This window comes from Mesorhizobium sp. dw_380, from assembly GCF_018588885.1.
GTDB lineage: Bacteria > Pseudomonadota > Alphaproteobacteria > Rhizobiales > Rhizobiaceae > Mesorhizobium.
In genome coordinates, this window is sequence record NZ_JAFFIW010000001.1 from 66,836 (window position 1) to 82,418 (window position 15,583).

The 15,583-nt window shown below is 64.5% G+C and carries 17 protein-coding genes; 9 read left to right on the forward strand and 8 right to left on the reverse strand.

The genetic code is table 11. The features are described 5' to 3' along the window. Positions 1–29: 29 nt before the first annotated feature. Positions 30–710, reverse strand: coding sequence for a thiol:disulfide interchange protein TlpA (gene tlpA / locus JT360_RS00320; RefSeq protein ID WP_214469503.1), 681 nt, complete (start codon positions 708–710; stop codon positions 30–32). Between the two features lie 37 nt (positions 711–747). On the opposite strand from tlpA, the gene argH reads away from it, so the two are divergent. The 3 genes from argH (at position 748) to lysA (ending at position 3,785) form a co-directional block, all read left to right on the forward strand. Then, positions 748–2,148 (forward strand): argininosuccinate lyase, encoded by a 1,401-nt coding sequence (argH, locus tag JT360_RS00325; RefSeq protein WP_214469504.1) that lies wholly within the window; start codon positions 748–750, stop codon positions 2,146–2,148. 93 nt (positions 2,149–2,241) lie between these two features. Then, positions 2,242–2,448: a hypothetical protein gene (locus tag JT360_RS00330; RefSeq protein WP_214469505.1), complete on the forward strand. Its 207-nt coding sequence runs from the start codon at positions 2,242–2,244 to the stop codon at positions 2,446–2,448. Positions 2,449–2,516: 68 nt separating this feature from the next. After that, positions 2,517–3,785, forward strand: coding sequence for a diaminopimelate decarboxylase (lysA, locus tag JT360_RS00335; protein ID WP_214469506.1), 1,269 nt, complete (start codon positions 2,517–2,519; stop codon positions 3,783–3,785). Between the two features lie 19 nt (positions 3,786–3,804). Here the strand turns inward: lysA and JT360_RS00340 are convergent, their stop codons facing one another. Continuing rightward, a complete protein-coding gene (locus JT360_RS00340) occupies positions 3,805–4,107 on the reverse strand; it encodes an ArsR/SmtB family transcription factor (RefSeq protein WP_214469507.1) in 303 nt (100 codons plus the stop codon). Between the two features lie 50 nt (positions 4,108–4,157). Between JT360_RS00340 and JT360_RS00345 the strand changes: the two genes are divergently transcribed. Together JT360_RS00345 and JT360_RS00350 are read left to right on the forward strand one after the other, a co-directional pair. Beyond that, a complete protein-coding gene (locus JT360_RS00345; protein WP_214469508.1) occupies positions 4,158–5,099 on the forward strand; it encodes a threonine/serine dehydratase in 942 nt (313 codons plus the stop codon). Positions 5,100–5,315: 216 nt separating this feature from the next. Beyond that, positions 5,316–7,925: a TIGR02302 family protein gene (locus tag JT360_RS00350; RefSeq protein ID WP_214469509.1), complete on the forward strand. Its 2,610-nt coding sequence runs from the start codon at positions 5,316–5,318 to the stop codon at positions 7,923–7,925. Positions 7,926–7,974: 49 nt separating this feature from the next. Here the strand turns inward: JT360_RS00350 and JT360_RS00355 are convergent, their stop codons facing one another. After that, entirely contained in the window at positions 7,975–8,832 is an 858-nt protein-coding gene (locus tag JT360_RS00355) for a LysR family transcriptional regulator (RefSeq protein ID WP_214469510.1), read from the reverse strand. A 215-nt stretch (positions 8,833–9,047) separates the two neighbouring features. On the opposite strand from JT360_RS00355, the gene JT360_RS00360 reads away from it, so the two are divergent. Continuing rightward, complete coding sequence (locus JT360_RS00360; protein WP_214469511.1) at positions 9,048–9,995, forward strand: DMT family transporter; 948 nt, start codon at positions 9,048–9,050, stop codon at positions 9,993–9,995. Here the strand turns inward: JT360_RS00360 and JT360_RS00365 are convergent, their stop codons facing one another. From JT360_RS00365 to JT360_RS00375, 3 genes are all read right to left on the reverse strand, one after another. Continuing rightward, positions 9,996–10,367 (reverse strand): response regulator, encoded by a 372-nt coding sequence (locus tag JT360_RS00365; protein ID WP_214469743.1) that lies wholly within the window; start codon positions 10,365–10,367, stop codon positions 9,996–9,998. It abuts the gene before it with no gap. 118 nt (positions 10,368–10,485) lie between these two features. After that, positions 10,486–11,028 (reverse strand): hypoxanthine phosphoribosyltransferase, encoded by a 543-nt coding sequence (gene hpt / locus JT360_RS00370; RefSeq protein ID WP_214469512.1) that lies wholly within the window; start codon positions 11,026–11,028, stop codon positions 10,486–10,488. Positions 11,029–11,053: 25 nt separating this feature from the next. After that, positions 11,054–11,698 (reverse strand): hypothetical protein, encoded by a 645-nt coding sequence (locus JT360_RS00375; RefSeq protein WP_214469513.1) that lies wholly within the window; start codon positions 11,696–11,698, stop codon positions 11,054–11,056. Positions 11,699–11,887: 189 nt separating this feature from the next. Here JT360_RS00375 and ftsE point away from each other — a divergent pair, with 189 nt between their 5' ends. The 3 genes from ftsE to JT360_RS00390 all read left to right on the forward strand — a co-directional run bounded on the left by ftsE (position 11,888) and on the right by JT360_RS00390 (position 14,369). After that, positions 11,888–12,547: a cell division ATP-binding protein FtsE gene (gene ftsE / locus JT360_RS00380; protein ID WP_214469514.1), complete on the forward strand. Its 660-nt coding sequence runs from the start codon at positions 11,888–11,890 to the stop codon at positions 12,545–12,547. After that, entirely contained in the window at positions 12,540–13,532 is a 993-nt protein-coding gene (locus JT360_RS00385; RefSeq protein WP_214469515.1) for a cell division protein FtsX, read from the forward strand. The genes ftsE and JT360_RS00385 overlap by 8 nt, the downstream gene beginning before the upstream one ends. A gap of 111 nt (positions 13,533–13,643) precedes the next feature. After that, the gene (locus JT360_RS00390; RefSeq protein WP_214469516.1) at positions 13,644–14,369 is read left to right on the forward strand and encodes a YdcF family protein; all 726 of its coding nucleotides are present in this window, start codon (positions 13,644–13,646) and stop codon (positions 14,367–14,369) included. An 18-nt stretch (positions 14,370–14,387) separates the two neighbouring features. Here the strand turns inward: JT360_RS00390 and JT360_RS00395 are convergent, their stop codons facing one another. Together JT360_RS00395 and JT360_RS00400 are read right to left on the reverse strand one after the other, a co-directional pair. Further along, positions 14,388–15,020 (reverse strand): pyridoxamine 5'-phosphate oxidase family protein, encoded by a 633-nt coding sequence (locus tag JT360_RS00395; protein WP_214469517.1) that lies wholly within the window; start codon positions 15,018–15,020, stop codon positions 14,388–14,390. An 85-nt stretch (positions 15,021–15,105) separates the two neighbouring features. After that, positions 15,106–15,576, reverse strand: a complete 471-nt coding sequence (locus JT360_RS00400) for a nuclear transport factor 2 family protein (RefSeq protein ID WP_214469518.1) — start codon at positions 15,574–15,576, stop codon at positions 15,106–15,108. Between the last annotated feature and the right edge of the window lie 7 nt (positions 15,577–15,583).

The following is a 15,583-nucleotide window of genomic DNA, read 5'->3' on the forward strand; positions in this document are numbered from 1 at the left end:
CGGTAGCCCGAAGCCGACCTCTGTTGGGGTTACGATCCGAGTGCCGTCTCGACCAGCCGTTTGGCATCCGGACCCGACCATTCGGCCGGCCCGTTCATATGGGCGATCAGGCAGCCTTGGCCGTCGATCAGCATGGTGACGGGAAGGCCGAGCGCCAGGCCGCGCGTCTTGAGGTCGTTGAACAGCGCCATCGTCGAATCGCGGTAATAGCCGAGCGTCTCGACACCGGTATCCCTGAGGAACTTCTTCGGCTTCACATCGTCGCCGGCATCGACATTGACGGCGACGATCTCAAAGGCGTCGCTGCCTTTCTCCATCTGCAGCGCATCGAGCGCCGGCATTTCGGCGCGGCAGGGCGCGCACCATGTGGCCCAGAGGTTGAGCAGCACCGTCTTGCCGGCATGGTCGGCGATCGTCATCGGCTTGCCGTCCCGGCCGTTGAAGGCAAGGCTCTTCATCGATTGCGGCGGATCTGCCGGCAACAGCGCCGCAACCTCGCCAGTGGCGGCAGCGGCGATCTTCTTGGCCCGCTCGCTCTTGGCGGCGCAGGCGACGTCGTCCTTGCCGTCGCCGACCGCCACCTGGGGCGCGGCGTTGTTGCCAGACCGGCTCTCGCTGACATATACCGCGACCGCGCCGGCCAGCACTCCCGCCACCAGGGCGGCGAGGATCAGGCGCGGGGCTGGGAATAATCTGTTTCCGTCTGCCATTTTCTCAAAACTGCTCCGAAGCACGGGTTTTATAGCGATGAGCGACAAGAAGACCAGCAACCAGATGTGGGGCGGACGTTTTGCCTCGGGTCCGGCCGCGATCATGGAAGCGATCAACGCGTCGATCTCGTTCGACCGCAAACTCTACGCGCAGGACATCCGCGGCTCGATCGCCCATAGCGAGATGCTGGCGCAAACGGGCATTATTTCGGCGGCCGATCAAGAAAAAATCGCTCACGGCCTGAGCACGATCCTGAAAGAGATCGAGGCCGGCACGTTCGAGTTCTCGACCAGGCTGGAAGACATCCACATGAATGTCGAGGCCCGCCTCGCCGACCTGATCGGTCCGGCGGCGGGTCGCCTGCACACCGCCCGCTCGCGCAACGACCAGGTGGCGGTGGATTTGAGGCTCTGGGTCAAGGACGAGTGCTTTCGCGTCGCCGAGGCCCTGAAAGGGCTGATCAGCGCGCTGCTGGAGCGGGCCGAGGAGCATGCGGCGACCGTGATGCCGGGCTTCACCCATATGCAGGCGGCGCAGCCGGTGACCTTCGGCCATCACTGCATGGCCTATGTCGAGATGTTTGCGCGTGACCTGTCGCGCGTGCGCGATGCGATCGAACGGATGGACGAGAGCCCGCTCGGCGCCGCGGCACTTGCCGGCACCAGCTTCCCGATCGACCGCCACCGGACCGCCAAGGCGCTCGGCTTCCGCGAGCCGATGCGCAATTCGCTGGACAGTGTTTCGGACCGCGATTTCGCGCTGGAATTCCTCGCCATGGCGGCGATCTGCGCCACGCATCTGTCGCGGCTGGCCGAGGAGATCATCATCTGGTCGACGCCGCAGTTTGGTTTCGTCAGGCTGTCGGATAGCTTTTCCACCGGCTCCTCCATCATGCCGCAGAAGAAGAACCCCGACGCCGCCGAACTGGTGCGCGGCAAGACCGGCCGCGTCAACGGCCACCTGGTCGGCCTGCTGACGGTGATGAAGGGCATGCCTTTGACCTATGGCAAGGACATGCAGGAAGACAAGGAATCGGTGTTCGACGCCGCCGAGACGCTCGACCTGATGCTGGCGGCGATGACCGGCATGGTCTCCGACATGACGGTCAACGCCGCCGCGATGAAGAAGGCAGCCGGCTCCGGCCACGCGACCGCGACCGACCTCGCCGACTGGCTGGTGCGCACGCTCGGCCTGCCGTTCCGCGAGGCGCATCATGTCACCGGCCGCGCCGTTGCGCTGGCTGAAGAGAAGAAGCTGAGCCTGGAGAAGCTTTCGCTGGAGGACCTGCAGTCGATCAATCCCGGCATCACATCCGATATTTTCTCGGTGCTGGCGGTGCAGAACTCGGTCAAGAGCCGCACCAGTTTCGGCGGCACCGCGCCGTCGGAAGTGAGAAGGCAGATCCGCTATTGGAAAAAGCGCATCGCAAAGGCGTAATGCCGGATATTGCTGGTCGCAATATCCGGGGTGCAATACGCCTAGAACTCGGCTAAAAGCGGCGGCTGACAAACATTTCGGACGGATGGATCGATGACCGGAAGCAGGATTTTGGTGACGCTGACGCTTCTGGCGGCGCTTGCCTCCGTGACCGCCTGTGGCCGCAGGGCCGGTCTAGACACACCCTATGAGGCGGCCGTCCAGGCGCGCAAGGATGCCGAGAAGGCCAAACAGCCCCTGCCGCCGGAGCCGGAAAAACCGGTCCAGGACAAGAAGTTCATCCTCGAGCCGCTGATCTAGAGCAATGAAACTGGGTTTGGTCTTCTAAACCCGACCTCATCGGGCTCCAACTTTCCGGAAACGCTCTCGTGAACCATTTCGATTACCGCGACGGTGTGCTGCACGCCGAAGACGTGGCTATATCAGATATCGCTGCAGAGGTCGGCACGCCGTTCTACTGCTATTCCACCGCCACGCTGACCAGGCACTACCGCGTGTTCGCCCAGGCCTTTGCCGGGCTCGACGCGCTGGTCTGCTACGCCATGAAGGCAAACTCCAACCAGGCGGTGCTGCGGACCCTGGCCAAGCTCGGCGCTGGCGCCGACGTGGTCTCGGAAGGCGAGTTGCGCCGGGCATTGGCCGCCGGTATCCCGGCCAGCAAGATCCTGTTCTCCGGCGTCGGCAAGACCGCGCGCGAGATGGACTTTGCGCTCGAAGCCGGCATTCTTTGCTTCAACGTCGAATCCGAGCCCGAGCTTGAACTCCTCTCTGCCCGCGCCACCGCACTTGGCAAGGTGGCGCCGGTCTCGCTGCGCATCAACCCCGATGTCGACGCCAAGACCCACAAGAAGATCTCCACCGGCAAGGCCGAGAACAAGTTCGGCATTCCGTGGCAGCGGGCGCGGCAGGTCTATGCCCGGGCGGCAAAGCTTCCAGGCATCAAGGTCACCGGCATCGATACTCATATCGGCAGCCAGATCACCGAACTGCAGCCCTTCGACGATGCCTTCGCCCTGCTGGTCGATCTAATCGGCGTGCTGCGCGCCGATGGTCACGCCATCGAGCATGTCGATCTCGGCGGCGGGCTCGGCATTCCCTACCGTGTCGACAACAACCCGCCGCCGCTCCCCGATGCCTATGCCCAGATCGTCAGGAAGCATGTCACCAAGCTCGGGCTGAAGGTGATGTTCGAACCGGGCCGGCTGATATCAGGCAATGCCGGCATCCTCGTCTCGGAGGTGATTTTCGTGAAGGAAGGCGACGCCAAGAACTTCCTCGTCGTCGACGCCGCCATGAACGACCTGATCCGGCCGACGCTCTACGATGCCTTCCACGACATAAGGCCGGTCGTGCAGCCGCCGGCCGACACGCCGCGCATGATGGTCGACGTGGTCGGCCCGGTCTGCGAGACCGGTGACTATCTCGGCCTCGACCGCGACCTGCCGAGGCTGAAGGCAGGCGATCTCGTCGCCGTCTCCACCGCCGGCGCATACGGCGCCGTGCAGGCCGGCACATACAACACCCGCCTGCTGGTGCCTGAAGTGCTGGTCGACGGCGATCGTTTCCACGTCGTGCGCCCACGCCTGACCTATGACGATTTGATCGGCCTGGATTCCGTACCCGACTGGCTGGCATAGAACCTGATCGCACTGAGCCCTACAGCCGGTTCTGGATGAGCGCCCTTGTGTCGGCGATCCTGTCCTCGTCGCGACGATAGAATGTCCATTGTTTGATGCGCTTGGGTCGCAGCAGGCCGGCTTGGGTGAGCACGCGCATATGCTCGGAGAGCGTCGCCTGCGTGATGCCGAGCTTCTCGGCGATCAGCAGCGCGCAAACGCCGTCCTCGACCAGATCGCCGTCTGCCTGGGCCGGGAAATGCGCGCGCGGATCCTTCAGCCAGTCGAGGATCTGCAGCCTGCGTTCGTTGGCGATCGCCTTGAAGACATCAACCTCTTGCATTTAGTCATTTTGCCAAGTTACTAATTACTGTCAATACCGAGGAGATCGCCATGCCGCAGGGCAACACCGTCACACGCGAGCGCATTGCTGCGATGGAACCGCGTATCCGCCCCTATGTGCGCCATACGCCGGCGCTGCGCGTCGACATGGCCGACTTCGACCGGCCGCCGCTGGCGGTCGACCTCAAGCTCGAATGCCTGCAGCATTCCGGCTCGTTCAAGGCGCGCGGCGCCTTCGCCAATCTCCTGGAAAGGCCGGTTCCCGAAGCCGGCGTCGTTGCCGCATCGGGCGGCAACCATGGCGCCGCCGTCGCCTATGCCGCCATGCGGCTGGGGCACAAGGCGACCATCTTCGTTCCCGAAGTGAGCCCGCAGGCCAAGCTGGAGCGCATCCGTGACTATGGCGCCGACCTGGTCGTCGGCGGCGCCCGCTATGCCGAGGCGCTGGCCGCCAGCGAACGTTTCGCCGAGGAGACCGGCGCCTTGCAGATCCACGCCTTCAACCAGGAGGAAACGCTGATCGGCCAGGGCACGCTCGGGCTCGAAATCGAGAGCGATTTGCCAGAAATCGACACGCTGCTGGTCGCCGTCGGCGGCGGCGGCCTGATCGGCGGCATCGCCGCCTGGTATGCCGGCCGCATCCGCATCATCGCCATCGAGCCGGAAGGCGCGCCGACGCTTCACCGCGCCTTCGAGGCTGGCCATCCTGTCGACGCGCCGGCGGAAGGCATCGCCGCCGATTCGCTGGCGCCAAAGCGCGTCGGCGAAATGATGTTCCCGATAGCTGAAGCCTTCGTCGAACGCTCCATCCTGGTCAGCGACGACGACATCATGGCCGCGCAGAAGGCGCTATGGAACCGGGTGCGCATCATCTCCGAGCCGGGTGGGGCCGCCGCTTTCGCCGCGATCCTGTCCGGCCGCTACACGCCGGCACCGGGCGAACGCGTCGCCGTGCTGGTTTGTGGCGCCAACGCAAATCCCGCCAATTTCTGATTGCAACCATTTCGGCCGGCTTCACGTTTTTCCAAACTGCCTCGCCTTTGCCGTGTTTGCTGGTATTCTTCGAGTCGTGAGGTTAGAGCAGTTCCAGGACAAGTGCGAAGCGGTTTTTCGTCCGGAACTGCATCAAAACAGAGAGTTGGAGCGGTTCGCCGTTCGGGAAACGGTGAATTGCTCCAGGGCTATGCCGCCCGCCTCCAGGAAGGGTCGATGACGGAACGTCCCATCTTCAGCAGCGATCGCGGCCTGGCCGGGCGTCTTGCCCTGAGCCGGCTGGCGACGCGGGTCTCGATGATGGCCGAGCGCGGCTGGCCGTTGCTGCTTCCGCTCATCATTGTCGCCAGCCTGTTCTTCAGCGCATCCTGGTTCGGCATTTTCTCCCGGCTGCCGGATATTGCGCGCATCGGCCTTGTCGCCGCCTTCGGCGTGGCAGGGCTCGCCGCGCTCTATCCGCTGCGCTTCTTCCGCATACCCAGCGCGGCGGAGGTCGATCGCAGGATCGAGGCCGCCAACAAACTGCTGCACAGCCCCGTGCTGGTGCAGACCGACCGGCCAAGCGGCCGGAACAGTAGCTTCTCGCAGGCGCTGTGGCGCGAACACCAGAAGCGCATGGCTGCAAAACTCGACAGTCTTGGCGCCGACCTGCCGCGCGCGCGGGTGCCGGAGCGCGACCCCTGGGGATTGCGCGCCATAGCCGCTCTTTTGCTGGTCACCGCCTTCGCCTTCTCCTTCGGGCCGACAGGCGGCAGGATGGTTGATGCATTCAGCGCCCACGGCAGTTATGACACCGTGCCGCCGCGCATCGATGCATGGGTGACGCCGCCGGCCTATACGGGCAAGCCGCCGATCTTCCTGACCGCCGATGCCAACCAGGCGACGCCGACATTTCATGTCCCCGAGGGCAGCGACGTCTCCTTGCGCGTCACCGGAGGCTCGGGCGAGGAAACACTGGCCTATGCCGACAAGGACGGCAACGCGCGCGCCATCGATCCGGCCGGACCGCAGGCCGCCTCGGCCAAGCCGGCGGCAAGCCCGGCCGCGCCCTCCGCCGCCTCAGTTTCGAAGGTGCGCCAGTTCACCGGCAAGCTGACCGGCGACGGCACGCTGACGCTGAAGTCGGGCGACGACCAGCTCGGCCGCTGGGCTTTCGCCGTGATCGCCGACAAGCCGCCGCAGATCCGCTTCGTCGGCGAGCCCAAGCGCGCCGCCAACGGTGCCTTCGAACTCAACTACCAGATCGACGACGATTATGGCGCCGCCACCGCCAAGGCGATCTTCGCGCTGGCCGATCCGCAGGCGCCTAATGCGCACCCGCTCTACGGCCCGCCCGAAATGCCGCTAACGCTGCCGCGCCGCGGCGGCAAGTCGAATGCCGCCAGGACCTCGAAGGACCTGACCGAGCATGTCTGGGCCGGCAGCAGCATCAGGCTGACGCTGGTCGCCACCGACGATGCCGGGCACATGGCGACCAGCGAGACCAAGATGCTGTTGATGCCGGAACGTCCGTTCGCCAATCCGCTGGCGCGGGCGGTGATCGAACAGCGCCGCCTGCTGGCGCTCGACGCCAATGCCAAGCCGCGCGTGCTCGACCTGATCGACGCCATAACGCTGCGGCCGGAAGACACGTTCGACAACATGTCCCACTACCTTGCGATCATGAGCGCGCGCAGCCGGTTGAAGCTGGCCGGGAACGACAATCAGCTGCGCAGCGAGGTCGCCTATCTCTGGGAAATCGCGCTCGGCATCGAGGAGGGTAACCTCTCGGCCGCCGAGAAGCGGCTGCGCCAGGCCCAGCAGGCGCTGCAGGACGCCATCAAGAACGGCGCCAGCGACCAGGAGATCGAAAAGGCGATGAAGGAACTGCGCGAGGCGATGAACCAGTTCCTGCAGGAATTCGCCGAGCGCGCCAAGCAGAACCCGAACGCGCCGCAGATGCAGCAGAACGGCCAGGAACTGCGCCAGAGCGACATCGACCGCATGATGGACCAGATCGAGAACCTGGCGAAGTCGGGCGACCGCGACAAGGCACAGCAATTGCTGTCGCAGCTGCAGGACATGATGAACAATCTCCAGGCCGGGCGTCAGCAGCAGGGCGGCGAGCAGGACAGCCAGATGCGCCAGCAGATGGACAAGCTCGGCGAGATCCTGCGGCGCCAGCAGGAGATGATGAACGACACCTTCCGCATGGACCAGATGCAGCGCGGCGAGCGCCAGCGCGGACAGAACCGCGACGAGCAGCTTGGCCAGGGCGGTGGCGAGGACCAGGACAAGCCCCGCATGGGCGAAGACCGCGATCCGCTCGCCAGGCAGAAGCCGATGACGCCGCAGGAATTCGCCGATGCGCTGAAGCAGTTGCAGGAAGGCCAGGGCCAGCTGAAGAGCGATCTCGAGCAGCTGAAGAAGAGCCTCGAAGGCATGGGCATGGAGCCCAATGAAGGGTTTGGCGAGGCCGGCAAATCCATGGGCAGCGCCGAGCAGGCGCTTGGCGAGGGTCAGGGCGACGAGGCCGTCGGCCACCAGGGCCGGGCGCTCGAGGCACTGCGCAAGGGCGCCAAGGACATGATGAAGCAGATGCAGGCCATGCAGGGCGACCAGGGCGGCAGCGAGCAAGGCGGGCGCCAGCAGAATGCCGACCGTGACCCGCTCGGCCGCCCGCGCGCCAGCCAGGGTCCCGATTTTGGCGATTCGGTGAAGGTTCCCGACGAGATCGACGTCCAGCGCGCCCGCCAGATCCTGGAAGCGATCCGCAAGCGGCTCGGCAACGCGCTCAGCCCCGATATCGAGCGCAGCTACCTGGAACGGCTGCTGGAGCTGAAATAGCAAACCGCGAGAGCAACCGGCCGCATGTCCATGAAGCTGTCAGCCGATTCTACCTGTTGACGAACGCTTCGCGGATCGCCTCTTGCATGCCGTCGATCGCCTCGCCCGACGCATTCGGGTTGCGGTGCATCACCACATTGGAGGAATCGATGTCGCCGAACCCGTCGGCGGACGTCAGTTCACGGCAGCCGTCCGGGATATTGCTGCGCGAGATCGGCGCGATCGCCAGCCCTGAGGTGACAGCAAGCTTCAGGCCGCCGGTGGTGTCGCTGGTATAGGCGACGCGATAGGCAAGCCCGCGCTGTTCCAGCGATTTGATGGCGAAGTCCTTGCACCAGCCGGCCCGGTTATAGAGCGCGATCGGCACTGGACGCTCCTCATGCATGTGGTGCAGGTTCGACGTCACCCAGACAGTCGGATCGTGCATCAGCACTTCGCCGCCGGCCAAATCCTGCCATTCGAACACCACGCACAGATCGAGTTCGCCAGCGGCGAGTGCCGCCAGCTGTGCTCCCGAATGCGCATAGCGCACGGTGACCTCGACCTTGGTGTGGCGCTTCGAGAATGCACCGAGCGCGCGCGACAGGATGGCGTGGCCATATTCCTCCGGAATGCCGATGCGCACCGGCCCGCCGAGCGGCGCCGCCGCCATCGACGCCGCCGTTTCATCGAGCAGCGAGACGATGCGGCGGGCGTTGACGATCAACTCCCCGCCGCGTCGCGTCAGCGCGACGCCGCGTGAGCCGCGCTCGAACAGGCTGTCGCCCACCAGTTCTTCGAGCTTCTTCATCTGCATCGACACGGCCGACTGGGTGCGGCCGGCCTGCTCGGCCGCCCGGGTGAAATTGCCGGCCTCCGCGATGGCGACAAAGGTGCGCAGGAGATCGCTGTCTAGGGTTGGCCGCATGATATCCACCATAAGAAAATCTGATTGCAGGTATCATTCCAATTCGTTTGCAACATGTCAAACACAGGACGATAGTTGCCTCACCCATTGGATATGCGGCCGCGAAAATCGGCTGCGGACCAATATAGAGTCCTCACTCGTGCCCGCTGCCCGAAACGGTGGCGGGTTCTTTTTACCCCGCAAGCGGCAGCTTCGGATCAGGAGCCGGAACGCAGATGCAGAATAGGATGGTGCGCGGCATCCTGAGCCTGTGCCTTGGCGTGCTGGTCTTCTCGCTGCAGGACCCGCTCGTCAAAGCCGTGTCGAGCTCCTATCCGGTGACCGAGGTGATGGCGATCCGCTCGGTCGTCGCCTTGCCGATCCTGATCGCCCTGGTCCACGCCGATGTCGGCCTGCGGGCAATCCTGTCGAAGCGGTTCGGCCTGCTGACGATCCGCGCCTTCATCCAGTTCACCTCCTACACGGTGTATTATCTGGCCATCGCCGCGCTGCCGCTGGCCGACGCGGTGGCGCTCTATTTCATGGCGCCGCTGTTCATCATGGCGCTGGCCGGTCCATACCTTGGCGAACGCGTCTCCTGGCGGACGCTGGCGACAGTGCTGATCGGGCTGTTCGGCGTCGTCGTGATGCTGCGCCCCGGCGCCGGCCTGTTCGACTGGGCGGCACTGCTGTCGCTGGGCTCGGCGGCACTCTACGGCTTTTCGCAGCTGATGGCCCGCAAGATCGGCGATACCGAATCGTCCACCGTGATGGCCTTCTACCAAAACGGTGCCTATCTCATCGGCGCCGCCGCGGTCGCCGGCACGTTCCATCTTGCCGGCATCACCCACGCCGTCCATCCGAGCGTGGAATTCCTGGTGCGGCCGTGGATATGGCCGACGCTGACCGATTTCCTCAAGATGGCGGCCTGCGGTTTCGTCGCCTCCGCCGGCATGATCCTTCTGTCGCAGGGCTACCGGCTTGCGCCGGCCAACCGCGTCGCCACCTTCGAATACACCGGTATCCTGTGGTCGCCGCTGTGGGGTTTTCTGTTCTTCGCCGAGGTGCCGCGGTCGACGACCGTGATCGGTGCTGCGCTCATCATCGGCGCCGGCCTGCTCGCACTCAACACCGAACGGCGCACCAGTCCGGCGCCGGTGCTTGCCGCCAGAGATCCAGCCTGATCAGGCGAAGCAGATCAGCGCCCGCTCGACGCGCGAGCGGATTTCGGCCAGCGTGAACGGCTTCTGCACGACATCGAGGATGATGCCGTTCAACTCTTCGGCGCGCTCGCGCTGATCGGCATAGCCGGTCATCAGCATGATCTTCATCGCCGGGAAAAGCGTGGCGGCCGCGATCGCCATCTCGATGCCGTCCATCTCCGGCATGCGAATGTCGGAGACGACGAGATCGTAGCCGCCATGCGCGGCGCGTATCAACGCCAGACCTTGAGCGCCGTCCGCGGCGATATCGATTGCGTGTCCGGCGCGTTCAAGCGCGCGGGCTGCGAGGGTGCGGACGGACTCATCGTCCTCGACGATCAGAAGCTTTGCCATGCCGGCATATTTGGCGGGCAAAAGTTGACTTTTCCTGAAAAACCCGGCGTTCGACCGGGCTAATTTTCCCCGCGCGATTAAGGCCTTTTTCAGAATTCGCCGGTGCGCGGCGCTGGCCTCACGCGTCGCCTTTCACGACACCGACGAAGGGCAATTCACGAAAAGCGTGCGCGACGTCCATGCCGTAGCCGACGACGAAATAATCCGGGCAGTCGAAGCCGACATAGTCGGCGGTGAGCGCGGTCTGGCGGCGCATGCGCTTGTCGAGCAGCACGGCGATGGCGCAGCTCCTGGCGCCGCGCGACAGCATCAGGTCGCGGGTGAAGGTCAGCGTCTTGCCCGATTCGAGGATGTCGTCGATCAGAAGCACGTCGCGGCCGGCGACCTCATTGTCGATGTCGCGCAGCACCCTCACCTCGCCGCTGGTGGTGCCGGCACCATAGCTGGAGATGAAGATGAATTCGACTTCCGGCGACAGGCCGACATCATGCATGGCGCGGATGAGGTCGGCGGCGAAGATGAACGAGCCCTTCAGCACCGAAATCACCAGCAGGTCGTGATAATCGTGTTCGGCGATCTCCTTGGCGAGCTCGAGATTGCGCCGCGCGATCGCCGATGCCGAAAACAGGACTTCGATGTCCTTGTTGCGTACGATGGGCATTGGTGGTCTTCCCTGGTGATCGCGCCTATTGCGCGAAAGTAACCAAAACGGTCCTTACGCCGTTCTTAGGCACGTCGAGCCGGCTGGCAAAGCCGAATCTTTCGCCCGATGCCAGAGAGTGGCCGGATGTCCCCAATGTATAGCGGGTTGTGCGCCCGTCATTGCCTGTCACCCGGATTTCGAGCGGCGGCAGGGTCGCGGGCCCCTTCCCGTCATTGGCGGCCTCGCCGTCGACGAACAGCACCGGATTCGCGCCCGAGGCGTCGACCCGCGACGTGACCCCTGAAATGGTCAGCGCCGACGCTTGCGCGCCAGTGAGGAACGGCGCCTGGCGCACCAGCGCATGCCCGCCGGAGACCCAGAAGGCGGCAAGGGCAGCACCTATGCCGGCGATCCAGAAGACCGGCCCGCCGCGCACGGCCAGTGGCCGCTCCGCCGGCGCTTCCGGCTTGCGCAACATGTCCATGCCCTCGATGGACGGCGTGACGATCAGGCGCGGCTGTGGTGCCGCGGCTTCCGAAGTTGCAACCGTCCGCGGCATCACGACGTAATCGGCATCGACGATATCGGCCGCCGGACCGCGCACGATCCGGTCCGCCGCCGCAATCGCCGGAAGATCGGTCATGATTTCGCCGGAAACCGGGCGCGCGGTTCGCTCATCAGCCATCATGGCCCCAGTATCGCACGTGTTCGCTTTTCGTTTCTTTTGCGTAAACACAAATGGTTAACGCTTCCCCACCGGAGCCCTCGTGACGCGCCGAAACAACCCCGAAATTAACCGCCGGTTAACCATGCCGGCCGATGGTCTTTTCTCACAACGGGCCGGCTCGCCTCCGGCAGAAATTTCAGGTCGTCGAAATTGATTCGCTTCGAAAATGTCGGCCTCCGCTATGGCATGGGTCCGGAAATCCTCCGCGACATTTCCCTGCATATACCGGAGCGCTCGTTCCAGTTCCTGAGCGGGCCTTCGGGTGCCGGCAAGACGACGTTGCTGCGGCTTTTGTTCATGTCGCTGAAGCCGACGCGCGGCCTGATCACCATCTTTGGCAAGGACCGCTCGCGCATCTCGCGCACCGAGCTGCCGCATCTGCGGCGCCGCATCGGCGTCGTGTTCCAGGATTTTCGCCTGCTCGACCACATGACCACCTATGAGAATGTGGCGCTGCCGCTGCGCGTGCGCGGACGCGAGGAAGCGAGCTACCGCACCGACGTCACCGAGCTGTTGAGATGGGTGGGGCTGGGCGAGCGCATGCATGTGCTGCCGCCGGTTCTGTCAGGCGGCGAAAAGCAGCGCGCCGCCATCGCGCGCGCGCTGATCGAGCAGCCGGAAATCCTGCTCGCCGACGAGCCGACCGGCAATGTCGATCCGCCGCTGGCGCGGCGCTTGCTGCGGTTGTTCATCGAACTCAATCGGCTGGGCACCGCCGTGGTCATCGCCACTCACGATCTCGGCCTGATGGAACAGGTCGACGCGCGCCGCATGATCCTGGCCGGCGGAAGGCTGGACATCTATGACTGAACTGTCCGCGCAACATTTCGAGGAACACGAGCAGGACGCCGAGACGACTGCCGCGAGACCGCGTGCCCAGCGCCGGATGGCGCCGATCGTGCCGGCGCAGAACATCGCCGGCCGGGCCCTGGTCCTGGTCATCGCCATCATGACCTTCCTGTCCTGCCTGACCTTCGGCGCGGTGACGCTGGTGCGCGACACGGCCTCGGTCTGGGAGAACCAGATTTCGCGTGAGGCGACGATCCAGATCAAGCCCGCCGACGGGCTCGACATGGAGGCAGCGCTTACCCAGGCCTCGCAGATCGCTGGCGAGTTCCCCGGTGTGAAGTCGACCCGGATCATCGACCGCGAAGCGACCGCGAGGCTGCTGGAGCCGTGGCTTGGTTCGGGCCTCAACATCGACGACCTGCCGGTGCCGCGGCTGATCATCGTCACCATCGACGAGAACAGCCCGCCCGACTTCGCCGCCATGCGCGCCGCGATCACGCCGAAACTGCCGAGTGCCTCGCTCGACGATCACCGCACCTGGGTCGACCGGCTGGTGGCCATGGCCCGCACCACGGTCACCATCGGCATCGCCGTGCTGGCATTGATGCTGTCGGCGACCGTTCTGACCGTGGTGTTCGCAACCCGTGGCGCCATGGCCGGCAACGGCCACATCATCGAGGTCCTGCATTTCGTCGGCGCCGAAGCGCGCTTCATCGCGCGCGAATTCCGCCGCCATTTCCTGGTCACCGGCATGAAGGGCGCGGCCGCCGGCGGGGCGGCGGCGGTGCTTGTCTTCATCGTCTTTTCCTGGTGGTCGTCGCGCAATATGGCAACGCCGCAGGCCGACCAGGCAACCGCTTTGTTCGGCAATTTCGCCATTGGCTCGGCCGGCTATCTCGGCGTCGTCCTGATGGTGCTGGTGATCGGCGCACTGACCGCGGCAACCTCGCACGCCACCGTCGTCGCCTATCTCAGCGACATCGACGTTCGCCAACCCGATGCATGAGAGGGGAGCGTGCTTTGGCGAGAATGGAAGCAGGGCGATCACGGATGAAGAAGCGGCGTAACGCAAAGTGCGTCTTTTCCCTACCAAAGGCCGCATTTCGGGATTAACCATATGGCCATGGACGTGCGGGAGACGACCGGGACGGCTGGACAGATGCCAGTGGGGGTTGCTGGTTCGCGCGACCACGGTGGGATCAGTCGTTTAAAGACCGCACTGCGGATATCCGCGCTCTCTCTCCTCATCCTCGCAACGCTGTTTGCCGGCGGCTTCGGCTGGTTCGTCAACAAGGTCAGTCATCTGACCACGCCAGCCGATCCGGCCAGGGCCGATGCCATCATCGTGCTGACCGGCGGCCAGTCGCGCCTCGACGCCGCGATGGACCTGCTGGCGTCAGGCAAGGGCGAGCGGCTGTTGATCAGCGGCGTGCATCCTTCGGCCAGCCGGCGCCAGCTTCAGGCGGCGACCGGCGGCGACAAGCAGCTGTTTTCCTGCTGTGTGGACATCGACCGCGCCGCGCTCGACACGATCGGCAACGCCGAGGAAAGCGCCAAATGGGTCGAAAGCCATGCCTACAACACGGTGATCCTGGTCACCAACAACTACCACATGCCACGCAGCCTGCTGGAAATGGGCCGCCTGCTGCACGGCGCCAAGCTGGAACCCTATCCAGTTGTCAATTCCAATCTCGATGATGGCGGCTGGCTGACCAAGCCGCGGGCCTTGCGCGTGCTGTTCACCGAATACAACAAATATCTGCTGGCGCTGGCGCGGGGCATAGTGCCGGTGAAGCCAACGCCGGACGGCGTCGCGCTGGCCGAAACCGCGGCCGGCGGCTGAACCCCCGGCGCCATCCCATCATTCTCTGCCCGCCTCTTTCGACGCCGCCTTCAGGCGAACGATTTCCTGTTCGAGCTGCTGAATACGCCGGTCCCGCTCACCAAGCGCGGCCGCGACATCCGCCGCCTCGAAGCGCTGCGGAATGTGTTGCGGGCAATTGGCATCCCAGGCCGAAACCGTGAACAGGATGACCTGCTCGGGCCGCGCCTTGTAATCCTGCGGCATCAGCCTCGCCATCAGCTCGGCGTCGTTTTCGACGACGCGCGCCGTGCCCCAGATCTTGATGCGCTGGCGCAGCATGTAGTCGATCAGAAACAGGAAGGCGCGTGGATTGTCGGCCAGGTTGCCCTGGGTGATGAACTGCCTGTTGCCGGCAAAATCCGCGAAGCCGATCGTCTTTTCGTCGAGCACCTTGAGAAAGCCGGCCGGCCCGCCGCGATGCTGAATATAGGGCTGGCCATCGCCATTGGCGGTCGACAGGAAGACGCTGGTCTGCATCTCGATGAAGGCGGCAAGATCAGGCGTGATGACGGCCTGCCAGCCACCCCGCTCCTCGACGCGGGAGTAAGACTGGCGCGAGCCCTTGCGCGCCTGGATCGCCTTGACGGTCGGCGTGAAGGCGACGTCGCTGGTGACAGCATGTGCGTTCATCGAAAGCCTCCTTGCCCGATACGGCTTAAAATCAGTTGACGCAATTCCAGACGGAAAACCGCTTCACACTTTTCCTGGAATTGCTCTAAAGCCCGAGCTCCGACAATGTTGGGTGGTCATCCGGACGGCGGCCGAGCGGCCAATGATATTTGCGGTCTGTTTCCGCGATCGGCAGGTCGTTGATGCTGGCGATGCGCAGGCGCATCAGCCCGTATTCGTCGAACTCCCAGTTCTCATTGCCATAGCTGCGGAACCAGGAGTCCGAATTGTCATGCCATTCATAGGCGAAGCGCACGGCGATGCGGTTGCCGTGAAAGGCCCAGACCTCCTTGATCAGCCGGTAGTCGAGCTCGCGGCTCCATTTGCGATTGAGGAACGCCTGGATCGCGTCTCGGCCTTGCAGGAATTCGGCGCGGTTGCGCCAGCGACTGTCGGTCGTATAGGCAAGCGCGACCCGTGCCGGGTCGCGGGAATTCCAGGCATCCTCGGCCATGCGCGCCTTTTGCGCCGATGTCTCGGCGGTGAAGGGCGGAAACGGCGGACGGCTTTCAGACATGGGTTTT

Coding starts and splice junctions, on each gene's coding strand:
- tlpA (WP_214469503.1), bottom strand. CDS start 710: ATGGCAGACGGAAACAGATTATTCCCAGCCCCGCGCCTGATCCTCGCC.
- argH (WP_214469504.1), top strand. CDS start 748: ATGAGCGACAAGAAGACCAGCAACCAGATGTGGGGCGGACGTTTTGCC.
- JT360_RS00330 (WP_214469505.1), top strand. CDS start 2,242: ATGACCGGAAGCAGGATTTTGGTGACGCTGACGCTTCTGGCGGCGCTT.
- JT360_RS00340 (WP_214469507.1), bottom strand. CDS start 4,107: ATGCAAGAGGTTGATGTCTTCAAGGCGATCGCCAACGAACGCAGGCTG.
- JT360_RS00345 (WP_214469508.1), top strand. CDS start 4,158: ATGCCGCAGGGCAACACCGTCACACGCGAGCGCATTGCTGCGATGGAA.
- JT360_RS00350 (WP_214469509.1), top strand. CDS start 5,316: ATGACGGAACGTCCCATCTTCAGCAGCGATCGCGGCCTGGCCGGGCGT.
- JT360_RS00355 (WP_214469510.1), bottom strand. CDS start 8,832: ATGCGGCCAACCCTAGACAGCGATCTCCTGCGCACCTTTGTCGCCATC.
- JT360_RS00360 (WP_214469511.1), top strand. CDS start 9,048: ATGCAGAATAGGATGGTGCGCGGCATCCTGAGCCTGTGCCTTGGCGTG.
- JT360_RS00365 (WP_214469743.1), bottom strand. CDS start 10,367: ATGGCAAAGCTTCTGATCGTCGAGGACGATGAGTCCGTCCGCACCCTC.
- hpt (WP_214469512.1), bottom strand. CDS start 11,028: ATGCCCATCGTACGCAACAAGGACATCGAAGTCCTGTTTTCGGCATCG.
- JT360_RS00375 (WP_214469513.1), bottom strand. CDS start 11,698: ATGATGGCTGATGAGCGAACCGCGCGCCCGGTTTCCGGCGAAATCATG.
- JT360_RS00385 (WP_214469515.1), top strand. CDS start 12,540: ATGACTGAACTGTCCGCGCAACATTTCGAGGAACACGAGCAGGACGCC.
- JT360_RS00390 (WP_214469516.1), top strand. CDS start 13,644: ATGGCCATGGACGTGCGGGAGACGACCGGGACGGCTGGACAGATGCCA.
- JT360_RS00395 (WP_214469517.1), bottom strand. CDS start 15,020: ATGAACGCACATGCTGTCACCAGCGACGTCGCCTTCACGCCGACCGTC.
- JT360_RS00400 (WP_214469518.1), bottom strand. CDS start 15,576: ATGTCTGAAAGCCGTCCGCCGTTTCCGCCCTTCACCGCCGAGACATCG.